This is a genomic window from Pedobacter sp. N23S346, from assembly GCF_048515415.1.
Taxonomy (GTDB): domain Bacteria; phylum Bacteroidota; class Bacteroidia; order Sphingobacteriales; family Sphingobacteriaceae; genus Pedobacter.
The window spans coordinates 202,295-219,891 of record NZ_JBLYEE010000008.1; the positions used below are offsets into that span (position 1 = coordinate 202,295).

A 17,597-nucleotide genomic window follows, 5' to 3' on the forward strand; every position below is an offset into this window, starting at 1 on the left:
CCAGGAGCGTAGAAGAATTTCGTAAGTTTAACGATAAAATCTTGGAGACTGACGAAGTATAGCCTTTTGCTCATGGCAACCAAAACTTCGTAAGTCGGCATTTCTCAACTTACGAAATTTCAAAAGACAGGAGCGCAGCAGAATTTCGTCAGTTTAATAATAAAATCTTGGAGACTGACGAAGTATAGCCTTTTGTTTGTGGCCACCAAAACTTCGTAAGTTGGTGATTCTAAAGAACACTAATCGTTTCCTTTAATAGCAGTTCCTTACTGGATGAGCCAATCATAATTCTGAAATCTCCCGGTTCGATTACTGTTTTCATATCAGCGTTAAGCATTTTTAACATATCTGGCGTAATGGTGAAACTAACCTCTTTTGTTTCGCCTGCCTTTAGTGCAATCCGTTTAAAATTTTTCAACTCCAAAACTGGTCTTACCACGGTTGCCAACATATCCCTAATGTACAATTGCACCACTTCTTCACCTGCAACTTTGCCCGTATTCTTCAACTTAAATGTTGCCGTTACGCTTTCAGTAGCATTAATTTGTTTTTTGCTTAACTGTAAATCACTGTAATCAAAACTGGTGTAACTTAAGCCATAGCCGAAAGGGAACAATGATTCACCGCTTAAATTATTGTAATCATCACCTCTACCCGTTGGCTTGTGGTTGTAAACCAAAGGTAACTGCGATTCGTGTACGGGATAAGTGATTGGAAGTCTTCCGGCAGGATTATAATCTCCAAAAAGCGTTTCTGCTACCGCGTTTCCACCTTCCTCTCCTGGATACCAGACATTCAACACCGCAGGAACCTGATCAATCCAGTTATTCATGGTGATGGCACTTCCCCCAACCAATAAAACAATAACGGGTTTTCCGGTTTTAGCCACTTCGAGAATCAGCTTTTCCTGGTTTCCAGGAAGCGTTAACATGGCCCTATCCAAAAATTCTCCTTCTTTAATCCCTGATGCAATCACCACCACATCAGCCTGTTTTGCTAAAGAAACTGCTTTTTCTATTTCTTTCTCGCTATTATCAGCAACATCGATGTTTGAAACCAGCTTGATGTAGGCGTTTCCTTTAGTTTCATGAAATTCTACCAGAATGGAGTAGGCTTGATCTTTCACAAAATTAAAGGGTACCAACCTTTTATGGTAAGAAATTTTTTCCCATTGATCGATGAGTAACTTATCGTTTATGAACAACCGGAAGCCATCATTTCCCTCCAAACCGATTTGAAATTCACCTGTTTTCGGTGCAATCAATTTCCCCGTCCACCTTGCAGAATAATTATCATTATGAAGTTTCTGATCCGGTGCGTAAAGCGTCCACATGAAATTGATTTGTTCATCGATTCTCGTTACAACAGGAGTGCCAGCTAAGTTTAGGTTATCAAAATACTCTGCCTTTAACCCACTTGCCGTGTCGGTCTTTAAAAACTGCTTTGAAATTGGTTTAACGAGATTCAGCTCGCGAGTACTTCCTTTGGAATAAGTTACATTGGTAGCAGATCCTGCTCTTTTTTTAATCCCATCTACCATATTCACTTTACCATTTCCCGATCCGCTATAGCCACCAAGGCGGGCATCAATTGCATCTTCACCTAAAACCAGAATATTTTTAACATTCTTAATTGGCAAAGTAGCATCTAAATTTTTAAGCAATACAAATGATTTCTTTGCAGCTTCTTTTGCGATTATTTTATTGCTCTTATCATTAACAGCTTTTTGAGCATCCTTTTCTGATACATATGGATTTTCAAATAAACCCAATTCAAATTTAGCTCTGAGTACGCGTGAAACGGCATCGTCTATTCGTTCTTGCGAAATTGATCCATCCAAAAACGGCGGTATAAACAATTTGTAATGATCAAACTCTGTTTGAAAAATGACATCAAGTCCGCCCTCAAGAGCCTGTTTGGTAGATTGGGCATAACCTTTAGCCGTATAATGTAATACATTGGCTCCACCAACGGCACCTGCATCAGAGATAACGAAACCTTTAAAGCCCCAGTCTTTTTTTAATTTCTGCGTTAACAATTGATAGTTTGAAGTTGCCGGCGTTCCATCTACAGAGTTATAGGCGGTCATTAAAGACCGTGCTTTACCTTGCTTAATAGCAGTTTCAAAAGGTGGAAAGTAAATTTCTTCCATCAGCCTCTGGTTATAGTGAATGGGATAACTGTCTCGTCCCCCATCTCCAACATTGGCAATAAAATGTTTGGGTGTGGTCACGATATTTTGTTGTTCGAATGCGCTTATAAAGGCAAGGCCCATTTGAGCGGATAAATAAGGATCTTCCCCATAAGTTTCTTCTGTTCTGCCCCAACGCACATCGGCGGCAATATTTACCACAGGGGTCAGAATATCTCTGATTCCTCGAACTTTGGTTTCCCTGGCAATTGCATTAGCAACATTTGCCATATTAGTGGTATCGAAACTTGCTGCCAAACCAATCGCCTGTGGAAAGGCTGTTGCACCCTGCCTCACCAAACCATGAAGTGCTTCATCAAAAGCAATTATTGGAATGCCTAAACGGGTTTCGTTAACGAAGTATTTCTGAATGGCATTAATTTTTTTAGCGAGTGTAAATGCATTTTCAGAGGTATTATAAGTCATCATTTGGTTTGCGCCACCGCCACCCTGTGATACTGCGCTCACCTGTAATCCAAAGATTCCGTTTTGATAACGATTTTTATCTACGCCATCTAAATCTCCCGGGATCATAAATAGCTGCCAGAATTTTTCTTCAGGCATCATTCTAGCCAGTAAATCTTTTACCCGGTCATCAATGTTTGCACGGGCATCTTTATAAATGATTCCTTTCGCATTTTTTAAGGTTGGTTTACTTTGCGCGAAGGTATTTTGATAAGTAAGGGCTTGAACGCTTATTCCAATGCAATAGATGATTGTTTTAAATCTCATTCTTAATGTATTTTTATTGAGGGATAAATGAAAAAGCCAAAGCAGCCGTTTTATCTATTCCCGCTGGCAGCGTTAAGGTTGTTTCACCATTAATGTTTTGCCACTTCACCTTTTTTCCGGTAGATATCAGTACGATCTCAGTTCCTTTTTTCGGAACATTGTTATTCCATTTTATTGTTTTAGGATTGGTTTCATCTGATGTTAAGCAATAAATTGCAAATCGCTTTTTACCATCTTTGCTTTGAGTAAACCAGGTTTGACTATCGTGGTAGTTTTTAGTAATGCGTGTATTGTAAATCGCCTGACCATTTTTGGAAGTCCACTGGCCGATTTCATTTAACTTTTGAGTCACCTCATCTGGCAGTGTTCCATCAGGCTTTGGCCCTACTCCTAGCAATAGGCTTCCGCCTTTGGCTACAATTTCTACTAATTTATGAACTACTTCTGCCGCTGGTTTATATTGGTCGTCCGGAACAAAGCCCCACGCGCCACCTAAAGTCATACAGCTTTCCCAGGGATGGTCTAATTGTGTATCAGGAATTTTTTGTTCTGGTGTTTGATAATTTTCATAAGGACCATGCACGGTACGATCTACCATTAGTAATCCAGGTTGTGCTTTTCTTGCCATTGTAGCTATTTTGGGCATATCAATATCCTGGCTCCATTTTGGAATTGGCGCTCCCCAGGAAAGTACTTCTTCGTTTACACTTTCTAAAGGCCTCACCCAACCACCGTCGAGCCACAAAATGTCTACACTTCCATAATTGGTCATTAACTCGCCGATTTGGTTTTGCACAAAGTTTTTAAACATATTCCAACGCCATGGATATTTTTTGATGTCGTAATTGTTATTGCGGTCTGCTGTCGCATATTTTTGCCACCAGTAATATTGCGAGTGCCAATCTGGTTTAGAAAAGTAGGCGCCGATCATAAAACCATCTTTTCTAAAAGCATCAAAAACATATTTGGCAACGTCTGCTTTGGGATTGTTGGCAAAAGGACCTTTTGCAATACTGAAATCGCTTTGTTTAGTATCAAACATGGCGAAACCATCATGGTGTTTAGTGGTAAAAACCAGGTATTTCATTCCGGCATTTTTCCCAGCTGCCGACCATTGTTCAGGGTTAAATTTTGTGGGATTAAATTGTTTACTATAATCCCAATATGCTTTTTTATAATCATCGTAAGAAATGGTCGAGTCTCTTTCAATCCAGTCTTCAGAACAAATAGACCATGATTCTATAATTCCTGGAACTGCATACAGACCCCAGTGGATTATCATTCCAAATTTTTTATCCTGCCAGGTATCTAATTTCTCTTTAACGAGTGGATCGGTTGGCCATTCGTATTTGGTCGATTCCTTTACAATATCATTGCGTTCCTGGGCGTAAACAACATTGGCAAAAGATGCGAAAATCAGAACGATAAGTAATTTCTTATTCATATGTAAATATAAAAATCCCAGCCTTTTTAGTGGCTGGGATTGGTAAGTTATTTAAGTTATGGCATCCAGAAAATTTTTGTTTTCCGTGTATCTTTTGACACAACAGCTTGATAATTTTCGCTGTTAAGTGTTTTTTCTTTCGAAGGATAGATTAGTCTTGTTGGAGGTGTATCAAAGCCTGATAACTTTCCGGTAGTAGAGAAAGTTAGCGCAGGGAATCCTGTTCTTCTGTATTCAGACCAGGCTTCCGTTGATTGCAGCACACCATAATGTAACCATTTCTGGGTGTAAATTTGTGTAAGTTTCGCAGTTGACGAACCAGCATAAGTTGCTATGGAGGTATTAACCCAGGCAGTAACTACTGAATCTGCTGGAGCAGTTACATTTTTGAATCCACCACCCTGGTTAAGGTTGTTCAGGTAATGGTAAAAAGTTACCGATTGTCTTAAAGCATTATCATAGGCGGTTTTTGCATCTGTAGAACTTCCCCATCTTTCAAAAGCTTCGGCTTTAATGAAATTAACTTCAGATGCAGTAATTAAAATACCTGGCAATTTTTGATTATAAACAAAAGTTGCAGAGTCTAAAACTGCATAATCTGCAAAACTAGCCTCTTGCTGTGCCGCAGTAAAAGTTATCGGCATAGCTTTGTAATCGGCATTTTGTACAAATTTTCCGTTTACCGTGCGACCAAATTTATCGTAGATAACAGGAATACGAGGATCATTGGCAGGCAACATTACGGTATTCAACGCATAATCTGTAGCATACCAGCTTCCTTCAAAAAACGCATCATGTAAATCGCTGGTGCTATTGGTTAAGGGTTGCAATAAAACATCAGATGTACCTGGATTGTAAGTTCCGCTATTTCCACCATCTACCAAAGGATAGGTAGCTTGATTAGCTAACATAGCTAAAATCGCGGTTCTGGCAGTAGCTTCATCAGTCCTGGAAATGCGCATTAAGAGTCTCAAGCGTAATGAATTAGCATAACGAGCCCACATATTCATACTACCTTTTAATAAGATATCAGATTTTGAAAAAGCAGATGTGGTTGTATTAGTATTAAAATATGTCCCTAAAGCATCCAAATCTGCGATGAATGAGGTATATAACGCCTTTTGTTCATCATATTTTGGATTACTGATTGTGCTGGTCGTATTTAAGCTTCCGGCTGCAGAGTAAGGAATGTCTCCCCAAAGATCAACCATTTTTGCAGCTTGTTCTATTAATACAACTTTAGCCGCCTGCATAATCACTTTTTGGCTAGCCTGATCTGCTGTAGAAAGTGTATTATATTTGGTTTCCATCGTTCTGTATTGTGCTATGATGCCACTTCCATTGCCACCAGTGCTATAGAAATCATCCCAATATTGTTGAGAGTAGCCATCATTTTGCTGATAAATGGTATTACCATTAGAAATATAGCTGGTTTGTGCATATACTCCAGGCATCTGTGTTAAGAATGTACGCACATTCCAATATTTAGCAGCAACCCGGTCATTGTTAAGCATTCCTGTAAACAATCCGGTTAGACTTGGATCCAGAACCTTTTCTGGATTATTAAATTTTTCATCAAGTTCCTTTTTACAACCAACTACCGTTGTTATTGCAATTAAAAGAAAGCTTGCTTTTATGATTAACTTTTTCATAATTCTTTTCTTAGCTGATTAAAAGTTTGCGTTTAATGAGAAACCAAAGTTTCTTGATGCGGCTGTAGAACCTACATCAACACCTTGCGACCACCATTTATTACCTAGTGGTGCCTCAGGATCTAAATCTTTTAATGTACGGTGGATGTAAAATAAGTTACGCCCGATTAAAGCGAATCTCATATTACTGATGCCAATTTTTTTTGTCAAAGTTGAAGGTATTTTGTAACCCAAAGTGATTTCCCTCATTTTGATGAAGTTATTTTTGAAAATCTCCGCTTCAGTTAAAGATCCTTCACCCCAGTTATAGGTAGTGATGTAATAATCAGCTGCAGAAAGAATTTTCGTATTAGGCTGTCCGGTAGTTTCGTTTACACCCTGAAGTAAAACACCATCATTGTAGGTTTTGCCATTGGCTGTATATGCTAAACCACCGCTTGCAGCATCTCTAAATTCCATAGAGTTTTCCAACATCCCTGCACCACGCATAAACTTTAAGTTTGGCGCAATCATTTTACCGCCGAAACGATAATCAATAGTAAAATCTAAAGAGAAGTTACCATAGCTAAGTGTGTTAGAAAAACCACCAACTGCTTTCGGCATAATGTTTCCAACTTTAACATAAACAGAGTTATCCATTACATAAAAGCCATCATCATTAATAATATAGTTTCCATTTGCATCTGTTTTTCTTGGACGAATGTAAATGTTCCCTAAGTCCTCGCCTGCCCTCGCTACAATTTTAGCTGTTGCCTGGTCTGAATTATAGAAGTTAATTTCTGAATTGGCATCTTTTAATGAGTTTACCTTAGATTTATTAGTTGAGAAATTTAAACGGGTATCCCATCTGAATTTGCCTGTTACAGGTGTTGCATTTAAAGCAATCTCAAATCCTCTATTACCAATTTCTCCAACATTTACAATCTGACTTTGTGCGCCATTTGTCGAAGTTATATCAAGTGGCAAGATCTGGTTTTTGATTTTGTTATCATAATAACTAAAATCTAATCCCAATCTTCCTTTGAAGAAACGAGTTTCTAAGCCAAATTCTGCTTCATGTTTCTTTTCAGGTAATAGATTAAGATTACCATATGATCTCGGTGCTAGTATAGAAGGCACAGATCCGTTAATGGTTTGAAGCGAGTTCTGTGTATATGCAATATTAGCTTCATAGATTGGAGGTGCATTACCTACAACGCCATAAGAAGCTCTTAATTTACCATAATCCCAGAATGATGGTAGTTTCACAACATCACTAAATACAAAACCACTATTTACCGAGAAATATGAATATTGGTTATTACCCGGAGGCAATGTGGAAACATATTCTCTTCTACCTGTAGCCTCTACGAAAAGGAAATCTTTGTAGCTAAAATTTGCAATTCCTAAATAAGCATATTTTAATTGTTCTTTTCTTGCCTCAACAGTTTCAGCAACGTTAAATGAGTTAGATAACGCAAAGAAATTTTCGGTCACCAATCCATCTCTGGTATTGGATCTTAAATCTTTATACGTTTCTTTTCTTCCCTGATAACCACCACTTAATGACAATCCAAAATCTTCACCAATTTTATTGGAATAAGTTACCAGTGCATCACCATATAAAATGGCATACTGTCCTTGGTTTGTAGTGTAAGAACCTGTACTGGTGTTACCGTTTAATGCACTTGGGATTTCGGTAAATTGTCTGTTCTCTGCTTTAACACTGGTATAATCATTACCGATACGGCCTCTGAATTTTAAGTTTTTAGCAAAATCATAGTTCAAAGTAAAACTAGATAACAACCTGTTTTCATTTTCAGTATACTGATTTTTTAACTGCTGCCAGTAAAAATCCAACAGGTTAGTTGCCCTGATGTTATAGACAAAAGGTTCTGGTCTGTCTAGTTGATTAAACTGTGAATATTTGTAGCCATTACTGGTTTGATATTTTTCTTTCATCAAATCCATATCTTCTGCACGGCTAAAGAAACCACTGAAAGAGCCTAAAACCTGTCCTAATTGATAAGGTCTGTTAACGGTTTTGGTATTCACATAACTCACAATTACATCAGCAGATAATTTCGGTGCTAATTTGATCGTTGAGTTTAAGTTGAATGAGTTTTTTGCTCCGGTGTTACCTGGTTGCGTTCCTTTATAATCTAAACGTGATGCCGAAAATCTATAATTTAAAGCATCTGTTTGATTGGAAATGGCAACGTTAGCATTTGAGGTATAGCCATTTTGGTAAACATCTTTGTAGTTATTAGGCTGTGGAGAATAAGAACGAATTGAACCATCCCACCATCTTACCTGCTGGCCTTCCATTTTTGGACCAAAGTTAGCATAAGCTCTGAAATATGGTCTTAAACCTGTTGGTGAAAGTGGATCAGCAATCCAGCCTTCTTCTGTTGCTCCATTTGCTACGTTAGTTTCTCTATCGTAACCCGGACCATAGGTATTTTGAAAGTTAGGTAAAAATGCAACCTGATCAATAGATCCCTGATAATTGAAATCAACGCCTAAACCACGGTTTTTAGACCCTTTTTTAGTCGTAATTACCACCACACCACTCGCTGCGTCTGATCCATACAAAGCTGATGCACTTGCACCTTTTAACACAGTTAAGCTTTCAATATCAGCAGGATTAATGTCAAGGATACCATTACCACGAACACGTTGATCATCCCAGTAGTTATTGTTGTTTGCACCACCAGCACCATTTTGTCCATCATTTCTAATCATTACACCATCCACAACATATAGTGGCTGTTGATTATAGTTGATAGAGTTTATACCACGAATCTGAACATTTACTGCACTACTGGCTCCACCAGGTGCTGTTGTAACCTTAACGCCCGCAGCTTTACCATATAATGCTGATGCAAAATTGGTATTACCTGCTTCTGTTAATTGTTTTGCAGTTACTGTACTTACGGCATAACCCAGAGATTTTTCTTGTCTCTTGATTCCTAACGCCGTAGTTACCACACTTACCTCATCCAGTTGATTAGAACTTTCTTTTAAGGTAATACTCAATGTAGTTTGATCACCATAAACCAGCTCTTGTCTTGCATAGCCAATAGCAGTAAAAACCAGCGTTTCTTTGGCATTTACGGCAATCGAGAACTGTCCATTACCATCTGTTTGGGTAACTTTAGATGTGCCTTTAATAGACACGCTTACCCCTGGAAGCGGTCCAGAGGCGTCTTTCACCGTTCCGGTGATGTTTTTTTGTGCATAGGATGTTATTGTTAATAGGGTTAACAACAAAATACTTAAGCACCTTAAGTACACTTTTTTCATAATTTTGCTTTGTTTAAGGTTATAGTTGACTTGATACTTCTTGGTTATTTTTCTTTATTTATTCATGCGGTTATTTTTACTTCTTCGAACTGACTATTTTCTACCATGATACTGGCTGCTGCCAAAAGCTCGGCCTCATCTGTTAAGGTTGATAATTTGATGGTTGTAAATTCTGCAATACGTGGCATACAGAACTGGTTAATGGCTTGTTGAATCGATGGCAAAAACATATTCCCTACTTTTGCACCTCTGCCGCTTAGCACGATACATTCCGGATTCAAAATGTGCATCAATGTGGAAATCCCCTTACCAATCTGAAATGCAGCTTTAGATAAAATGGAAATGGCTAATGGATCCTGGGCTTCTACCGCATCCAAAAAATGATCTCTCGGATGTTTGGTTTTGTCTTTGAAAAGCAGTTTCATACTGGATTCAGCACCTTCCTCTAATGCACGTTCTGCTTTTTCGGCCATCACTAAAAGGGATGTATCAACTTCCAAACAGCCTCTTTTGCCGCAAGAACATAAGTTATTACTATCAGATAAAGGAATATGACTAAACTCTCCGGCGTAACCGCGACTACCACGATAAAGTTGTCCATTTACAATCATTCCCAATCCGGTACCCCAACCAATGTTGATCACCATTACATCCTTCAAATCTATTGCTTCGCCAAAATTGAGTTCAGCAAGAGCTATTAAACTCGAATCGTTATCTATAGATATGGGTAGATTTATTTTCTCAGAAAGATATTGCTGAAGGGTTTCGCCGTTTTTTATTGGTAGAAATGAGGAGTTGATTCCCAATTCGGCATTAACGAATCCGGGCATGCCAATTCCAACACCTATAATATCATCTTGATTAATTTTAGATTTTGTAATGCTTTCACCAATAAAGTCGGCAAGGGTGTTTACGTCTTCAAAGGAATCAGACATGTGTAAATCCAGGTACTGAATGGGTAAAATTACCTTCCTGGATAAATCGTAAATGGTAAGCCTGGTAATAAGCTGATCCATTGCAACGGCAACGATGTATTTTGGGTGATCTGGATTTAACAGATATATTGAAGGCCTCCTACCTCCTGTTGAAGGTGCCAAACCTTGCTCATTGATATATCCCTCTGAAATTAAACCATTTACAACTGAGGTGACCAAAGGCAAGCTCTTTTTGGTGAGTTTGCTTAAATCCGTTAAGGATAAAGCCTTTTTATAATAAAGATGTTTGATAATATCAGCACGAAGCCGCTGACCTTTCTCAATGATTACAGACATTTTTATTTGGTTTACAAACAAACTTAATAAATATTTTTAAAACAATAACCGACTTATTAATTTTTTTTAAAAGTATTTTTCCAAATATTAAAAGGCTTTGCCTCAACTAGACCTTTTTCTGTTCGGTTTTACCAAAAAGGATGGTTACTTTTCGAATAACTTGCTGCATTATGCTGGGAAATTAGGAGATATTCAGCTTTGATAACTTTTTATCAATTGCTTGTAAGAAATTACCAAGTTGATTAGGTATTTAAATGTTTTTTCACCAGTTCTCGAAAGATTTACTAGCTGAAAAACATAGAATGAAGGTTCTGAATCAAGTTCAGAATGACGATTCTACACAGGACTTATTGACTAATACTTCATCTTCTTAATTCTTTAATGTTTTTTACCGCTAGCCGCAAAAAATTCTTATTACACGCCGTTTCTCCTCCCGGGGAAAGGTGCCGATAGGCGGATAGGGGCTGTTTTGCAACAAAAAAAACGCCCTGATTAGATCAGCGCGCTTCATATATGTTTTAATTTTTATTGCTAATGTATCCCTCTGAATAGTCTACTCCAACGAATCTTATTGAAAAAAGAACCTTCACTGTCAAAACTCATCCAGATAAATAATGCTTTACCTACTACATGATCTTCTGGTACAAATCCCCAATATCGGGAATCTGTAGAGTTGTGACGGTTATCGCCCATCATCCAGTAATAATTCATTTTGAAGGTGTAATTTGTAGCTATTTTATCATCAATATACCAAACGCCACCTCTTTGCTCTACCTTGTTACCTTCGTAAGTTCTAATGGCTCTATAATACAGCGGCATGGTATTGCTATCAATATTTACAGTCCAGCCTTTTGCAGGGATTTTGATCGGACCAAAATTATCTACATTCCATTTACGGTTTGGATCCAAAGGAAAAAGATCACCGTCATCAGTTGAAGATGGCTTAACAAAGAGATCAGCTGATTTTACAAAATTGAAGGTCTTTAATTTTTGAATCATGCTTGGTGTGGCATTGGCTATATAGGTATTGGCATCAAGCTGCTGCATCTCTCCTACCTTAAAGCCCAGATTGCTGAAAACATCAAAATTAACATTACTTGTAGATAATTGGATTTTATAAGGCATTTGACCTGTATCTTTTAATGGCTCGGCTTTCCAATTTACACTCACCACGCCTCCGCTCATGCTCACCACATCTCCTGGAATTCCTATACACCTTTTGATAATGTTTTCTCTTTTATCAACAGGCCTGCTGCTGATGGTATATTGACTATTCACCGTTTTCCAATCAGATTGACGAATTAAATTATAGTAGCTTGGTTCTTGATTTTCGAGTGCTACTGTATCTCCAACCGGTAAATTAAAAACAACGACATCATTTCTTTTGATCTCCGATAAACCAGGCAAACGACGATATTTCCACTCAACACCATCCCAATATGATTTGGTTCCGGTGATGGGCATGGTATGGTGAGCAAAAGGAAAGGCTACGGGGGTCATCGGAATCCTGGCACCGTAATTCACCTTGCTTACAAACAGAAAATCGCCAATTAGTAGCGACTTTTCCATAGATCCTGAAGGAATGGTATAGGCCTCAATAAAGAAAACACGAATAATGGTTGCAGCTATCACAGCGAAAACAATTGCATCAACCCATTCGCGGGTTTTTGTTTTTTTCTTTTCAGGAGCGCTTTTCTTTTGCCAGATTTTCCAGTTCATATTGAAGATTGATAATATTGGATTTTAGATTGAGAGAGGGTTTGATTGTTACATATCGGGTTATAATGGTTTTTTCCTATCTCAATGGCTCTCCTCGGCTAGCCGCCGAAGGGCTTTCTTCTTTTCCTTAGATGAAAAGAAGCAAAAATCAAGGCTTGGAACTGATGTCGGATAAATTCGTCAAAGCTTTATTTCGGCAGCACAAGCGCCCGATGAAAAATCGGGCAATACGCGCTGCCTTGTGTTGTGGGCGTATGAAAAATTGTGGTTGAAGCTTTAACGTTTTTTCCTTCCATCATTTCCTAGGCCGGAGAGCAGGGTGGCAATAGCAAAGTCCAAAATAGGTGATGTCATAAATCGATGAGTTAAAAAGTTCGTCATCCTGAGGCAACATGGATCCCTGCCTTTTTAACCATTGACTTCATTCAACACTTAACTATTTTTTCACTGCTAGCCGCAAAAATCCTTATTACACGCCCTTTCTCCTCCCGGGGAAAGGTGCCGATAGGCGGATAGGGGCTGTTTTGCAACAAAAAAAGCGCCCTGATTAGATCAGCGCGCTTCATATATATTTTATATTTATTGCTAGTGTATTCCTCTAAATAATCTGTTCCAACGAATCTTATTGAAGAAGGAACCTTCCCCGTCAAAACTCATCCAGATAAATAATGCTTTACCTACTACGTGGTCTTCCGGAACAAATCCCCAGTAACGTGAATCTGCAGAATTGTGACGGTTATCGCCCATCATCCAGTAATAATTCATTTTGAAAGTATAATTCGTAGCTACTTTATCATTGATATACCAAACACCACCTTTTTGCTCTACCTTATTGCCTTCGTAAGTTCTGATGGCTCTATAATACAGCGGCATGGTATTGCTATCGATATTTACCGTCCAGCCTTTTGCAGGGATCTTGATAGGGCCGAAGTTATCTCTATTCCACGCTCTTTTTGGATCATGTGGAAACAGACCTCCAGCTTCTGCACCAGCAGGATCTGGATTCATCACCACTGATTTTACAAAATCTAATGCTTTAAGCTTTTCTACAATTTCGGGTGATGCATTTACCACATAAGTATTCGCTGCAATTGCAGGGCTGTTTCCTAAATCTAACTTATATTCATCAAGCGCCGAATAATTAAAATCCATCGTTTTGAATTCAATACGATAAGGCATCATGCCTGTGCTTTTTATGGGTTCGGGTTTACCATTAACACTCACCACACCGGCAGTCATGGAAACCACATCTCCGGCAATACCAATACATCTTTTAATATAGTTCTCTCTTTTATCAACCGGTCTATCGATAATGGTATAGGTATTTCTTACCTGCTCCCTACCACTCATTCGTACCAGGTCATAGTAACTGGCTGCCTGATTTTCTACCGCAACGGTATCTCCTTCAGGGAAGTTAAATACCACCACATCGTTTCTTTTAATATCTGACAAGCCCGGTAAACGGTGATATTTCCACTGCACGCCATCCCAATATGCTTTTGTAGAAGTAGTTAATGGCATGGTATGGTGAGCGAAAGGAAAAGCAACGGGGGTCATCGGAATCCGTGCACCATAATTCACCTTACTTACGAAAAGAAAATCGCCGATAAGTAACGAACGTTCCATCGAACCGGAAGGAATGGTATAGGCCTCAATAAAGAAAACGCGGATAATGGTTGCAGCAACTACTGCGAAAACGATGGCATCAACCCACTCGCGGGTTTTTGTCTTTTTCTTTTTAGTGGCATCAGTTTTCTTCTGCCAAAATTTATAATTCATATTTTTATTTTCGTTTGTCGTTTGTCGTCTATGTTTTTGAGAAATCGTCCAGCGTTTTTATGCTTTAACCTTCCGCTTATTCGAAGATATCAGTAATACTAAAAAATCCTTTTTTATCTTTCAACCATTCCGCAGCTACGACTGCTCCTAAGGCAAAACCTGCGCGACTATGTGCCGTATGTTTAATTTCAATTTCATCCACTTCACTGCTGTAAATAACCGTGTGTGTACCCGGAATATTTTCAATTCGATGTGATTCGATTAAGAGCTGTTCTGCTTTTGGAAACAATTCTACTTCACTTCCTACTACTTCATTTAACCACTCCGATTTCCGCTCCAAATTATCTACAATTCCTTCAGCAATGGTAATGGCTGTTCCACTTGGTGCATCCAGCTTCTGTGTATGGTGAATTTCTTCTACCTGCACTTCATAGCCTGGATAATTGTTCATCAGCTTTGCTAAATTTTGATTAAGCTTAAAAAATAAGTTTACGCCAATACTGAAGTTAGAGCCATAAAGCAAGGTATTGTTACTGCTATCACAATCATTTTTAACTTCTTGCAATTTACCGTACCAACCCGTTGTACCCACCACAATTGGAACATTGGCATCAAAACAAGCGTCAATATTTCCCAATACTGAATCTGGCGTACTGAAATCTATCGCCACATCGGCAGCCTTTAAATTTTGTCTGGTTAGGTCTTCCAGATTATTTATTGATATTTTTAAAACGATTTCATGACCGCGTTCAAGTGCAAATTTCTCAATAATCTGCCCCATTTTACCATAACCTAAAAGCGCAATTTTCATCTGTATAATTTTATTATTAAAGGTGATGAAGCGATCATGATCTTAATTATTCAAGTGGTATAATTTTGAAAGATCCTGATGGTTTCCTATTTATTAAAATGTTAACGATAATTTTAACGATGGAGTTGCATTAAAGCCATACATCGTATTGGTGGTAATTACTGATGGTCGAACCTGAAAAGCCAGGTCATCATCTATATTAAAAAAGTGTAAGCGTGCTGCAACATAAGCATCAACAATATTTGCGGCATAAAGCAAGCCGTAAGAAAAAATTACGATCTGACTGTTCCGCTTAAAAACACTTTTATTATCAAGCACTCCCTGATCTGAATAACGGGTAAGTGTTGGATTTGGTGCAAATTCACCCACTCTTTGTGTAATAGGCAATTGTCGCGACTGCCCTTCTTTCAGGAAAATTTTATAATTCTTTCTACTCTCAATATAGGATAATGTGAGCGCTGTAAAACCGCCGTAAATGGCTACGATTTTACCCGTTGTATAAATTTTCTGGAGTGTCTGACTTTTACCTGCCCGGGTACCATAGCCATCTTTAAGTAACTGCATGTTGTACAACTGTCCCCAACCGGGAATAATCATTGACCTGAAAATCGCTTTTCTTCCTGCAACTTTTCCAGGATTTATATATTTTGCTTTTGCAGAATCTCTTCGCGTCATTACCTTCGGCGAATCTACCTTGATTGGCGTATAATTTCGGCTTTTCAGCGTATCGGTTTGTTTTAACACGGTATCTCCTACCTGAGCAGATGCCAGGTTTACCAGAAAAAATGTTAGCAAAGAAACCAGTAATAAAACCTTCTGAATCCGCATTACCAATCTAATAATTCTAAGATTCTATTTAAATCGTCATCGCTCATAAAAGGAATTTCAATAGCCCCTTTACCGTTCTGAGTTACTTTTAATTTTACACGGGTGGCAAATTTAGATGCCAAATCATCCTGTAATTTTTGATACTGAAAAGAAACGCCTTTAGCTTTTGGCTTTTCTTCTACTTTAACTGGTGTATGATGAAGGTTTCTAACCAGTTCTTCTACCTTCCGAACGGAAAGACCTTTATCTAAAATTTCCTGGTGGATGAATAGTTGTTTATCAACACCATCTACATTAATTAGCGCCCTTGCATGGCCCATAGAAATTTTCTGATCGCGGATGGATGCCTGAATGGCTGGCGGAAGTTTTAGTAAACGGAGGTAATTGGTTACCGTGGTTCTGTTTTTCCCCACTCGTTCGCCCAATTGTTCTTGTTTCAAACCAACCTCATCGATCATCCTTTGGAAACTTAAAGCAACCTCAATCGCATTTAAATTCTCTCGCTGAATATTTTCAATCAAGGCCATTTCCAGCATCTGCTGATCGTTGGCGCTTCGGATATAAGCGGGGATTTGTGTTAATCCTGCCAACTTAGATGCTCTGAACCTCCGTTCGCCAGAAATTAACTGGTACTTATTTGCACCTAATTTCCTTACGGTGATGGGCTGAATTAAACCTTGTACTTTAATGGAATCTGCCAGCTCATTTAAAGCTACCTGATCAAATTCGGTACGCGGCTGGTATGGATTGGTTTCAACCTCAGTTAAACTTACGTGACTGATATTGCCAATCTGCTCGGTTTCGCTTACTGCATTTACCTGCTGCTTTGGCGGATGAGCAGACTCGCTATCATCTAAAAGCGCACTTAACCCTCTTCCTAAACCTGTTTTTCGCTGAAAAGATGTCATCTATAATTTATAAAGTTGCTGAGTCTATGTTTTCTTCCTCTTTTAACAAGCCGTTTTTCTTCACTATTTCCCGGGCAAGGTTAAGGTAATTGATGGCGCCTTTGCAATTTGCATCGTGCATAATTACCGAAACACCATAACTCGGCGCCTCACTTAAACGTGTGTTCCGTTGAATAATGGTATCAAAAACCAATTCGTGGAAGTGGGTTCTCACTTCTTCTACCACCTGATTAGACAAACGTAAGCGTACATCATACATCGTTAACAAAATCCCTTCTATTTCCAGGTCAGGATTTAAACGGTTTTGTACGATCTTAATTGTATTCAATAGTTTCCCTAAACCTTCCAAGGCGAAATATTCGCACTGAACGGGAATAATCACTGAATCTGCGGCCGTTAAAGCGTTAATGGTAATTAAACCCAAAGATGGAGAACAATCAACAATAATAAAATCATACTGGTCTTTAATCTTCTCCAGTACCGCTTTCATCTTATACTCGCGGTTATTCAGGTTAATCATCTCGATTTCAGCACCTACTAAATCTATATGCGCAGGTAATAAATCTAAATTCGGAGTATCAGTTTTCTGAATGGCCTGACTTGGATCGATATCATTGATGATACATTCGTAGATACTATCTTTTATATTGCGGGGATCGAAACCGATACCTGATGTTGAATTTGCCTGAGGATCAGCATCTACCAATAAAGTTTTGTATTCTAATACGGCTAAACTGGCAGCCAGGTTTATGGATGAAGTTGTTTTACCAACACCACCTTTTTGATTTGCTAATGCAATAATTTTGCTCATCTATCTATCCGAAATTTACTTAACGTTTATTTGGGCTGCTAATATTTTATGCCTTTTAATTGGCAAAAAGTTCTATTTTTGCGTTGTTTACGCCCTTTTTCTCAATCAGCTAAGATACAAACTATATGGCAATTTTAGCAATAAGGGCTTTCGGGTTTTAAACATC

At 38.5% G+C, this 17,597-nt stretch carries 11 protein-coding genes; all 11 read right to left on the reverse strand.

The features are described 5' to 3' along the window. Positions 1 to 229: 229 nt before the first annotated feature. The gene (locus ACN1CD_RS15560; protein ID WP_419131307.1) at positions 230 to 2,923 is read right to left on the reverse strand and encodes a glycoside hydrolase family 3 N-terminal domain-containing protein; all 2,694 of its coding nucleotides are present in this window, start codon (positions 2,921 to 2,923) and stop codon (positions 230 to 232) included. Between the two features lie 13 nt (positions 2,924 to 2,936). After that, positions 2,937 to 4,367 (reverse strand): alpha-L-fucosidase, encoded by a 1,431-nt coding sequence (locus tag ACN1CD_RS15565; protein WP_419131308.1) that lies wholly within the window; start codon positions 4,365 to 4,367, stop codon positions 2,937 to 2,939. A 56-nt stretch (positions 4,368 to 4,423) separates the two neighbouring features. Beyond that, positions 4,424 to 6,019, reverse strand: a complete 1,596-nt coding sequence (locus tag ACN1CD_RS15570; RefSeq protein WP_419131309.1) for a SusD/RagB family nutrient-binding outer membrane lipoprotein — start codon at positions 6,017 to 6,019, stop codon at positions 4,424 to 4,426. Positions 6,020 to 6,037: 18 nt separating this feature from the next. Beyond that, positions 6,038 to 9,304: a SusC/RagA family TonB-linked outer membrane protein gene (locus ACN1CD_RS15575; RefSeq protein WP_419131310.1), complete on the reverse strand. Its 3,267-nt coding sequence runs from the start codon at positions 9,302 to 9,304 to the stop codon at positions 6,038 to 6,040. Positions 9,305 to 9,366: 62 nt separating this feature from the next. Continuing rightward, a complete protein-coding gene (locus ACN1CD_RS15580; protein ID WP_419131311.1) occupies positions 9,367 to 10,575 on the reverse strand; it encodes an ROK family protein in 1,209 nt (402 codons plus the stop codon). A 531-nt stretch (positions 10,576 to 11,106) separates the two neighbouring features. Continuing rightward, entirely contained in the window at positions 11,107 to 12,294 is a 1,188-nt protein-coding gene (lepB, locus tag ACN1CD_RS15585; protein ID WP_419131312.1) for a signal peptidase I, read from the reverse strand. Between the two features lie 585 nt (positions 12,295 to 12,879). After that, on the reverse strand, positions 12,880 to 14,073 hold the full coding sequence (lepB, locus tag ACN1CD_RS15590) for a signal peptidase I (RefSeq protein ID WP_419131313.1): 1,194 nt from the start codon (positions 14,071 to 14,073) through the stop codon (positions 12,880 to 12,882). A 76-nt stretch (positions 14,074 to 14,149) separates the two neighbouring features. After that, a complete protein-coding gene (gene dapB / locus ACN1CD_RS15595; protein ID WP_419131314.1) occupies positions 14,150 to 14,884 on the reverse strand; it encodes a 4-hydroxy-tetrahydrodipicolinate reductase in 735 nt (244 codons plus the stop codon). 93 nt (positions 14,885 to 14,977) lie between these two features. Next, positions 14,978 to 15,712, reverse strand: a complete 735-nt coding sequence (locus tag ACN1CD_RS15600; RefSeq protein WP_419131315.1) for a DUF5683 domain-containing protein — start codon at positions 15,710 to 15,712, stop codon at positions 14,978 to 14,980. Next, positions 15,712 to 16,620 carry a ParB/RepB/Spo0J family partition protein gene (locus ACN1CD_RS15605; protein WP_419131316.1) on the reverse strand — a complete coding sequence of 303 codons (909 nt, stop codon included), beginning with the start codon at positions 16,618 to 16,620 and terminating at the stop codon, positions 15,712 to 15,714. Before ACN1CD_RS15605 ends, ACN1CD_RS15600 begins: the two co-directional genes overlap by 1 nt. Positions 16,621 to 16,627: 7 nt before the next feature. Further along, complete coding sequence (locus ACN1CD_RS15610) at positions 16,628 to 17,431, reverse strand: ParA family protein (protein ID WP_419131317.1); 804 nt, start codon at positions 17,429 to 17,431, stop codon at positions 16,628 to 16,630. Positions 17,432 to 17,597: the final 166 nt, after the last annotated feature.

Coding starts and splice junctions, on each gene's coding strand:
- lepB (WP_419131312.1), bottom strand. CDS start 12,294: ATGAACTGGAAAATCTGGCAAAAGAAAAGCGCTCCTGAAAAGAAAAAA.
- dapB (WP_419131314.1), bottom strand. CDS start 14,884: ATGAAAATTGCGCTTTTAGGTTATGGTAAAATGGGGCAGATTATTGAG.
- ACN1CD_RS15570 (WP_419131309.1), bottom strand. CDS start 6,019: ATGAAAAAGTTAATCATAAAAGCAAGCTTTCTTTTAATTGCAATAACA.
- ACN1CD_RS15600 (WP_419131315.1), bottom strand. CDS start 15,712: ATGCGGATTCAGAAGGTTTTATTACTGGTTTCTTTGCTAACATTTTTT.
- ACN1CD_RS15575 (WP_419131310.1), bottom strand. CDS start 9,304: ATGAAAAAAGTGTACTTAAGGTGCTTAAGTATTTTGTTGTTAACCCTA.
- ACN1CD_RS15605 (WP_419131316.1), bottom strand. CDS start 16,620: ATGACATCTTTTCAGCGAAAAACAGGTTTAGGAAGAGGGTTAAGTGCG.
- lepB (WP_419131313.1), bottom strand. CDS start 14,073: ATGAATTATAAATTTTGGCAGAAGAAAACTGATGCCACTAAAAAGAAA.
- ACN1CD_RS15560 (WP_419131307.1), bottom strand. CDS start 2,923: ATGAGATTTAAAACAATCATCTATTGCATTGGAATAAGCGTTCAAGCC.
- ACN1CD_RS15580 (WP_419131311.1), bottom strand. CDS start 10,575: ATGTCTGTAATCATTGAGAAAGGTCAGCGGCTTCGTGCTGATATTATC.
- ACN1CD_RS15610 (WP_419131317.1), bottom strand. CDS start 17,431: ATGAGCAAAATTATTGCATTAGCAAATCAAAAAGGTGGTGTTGGTAAA.
- ACN1CD_RS15565 (WP_419131308.1), bottom strand. CDS start 4,367: ATGAATAAGAAATTACTTATCGTTCTGATTTTCGCATCTTTTGCCAAT.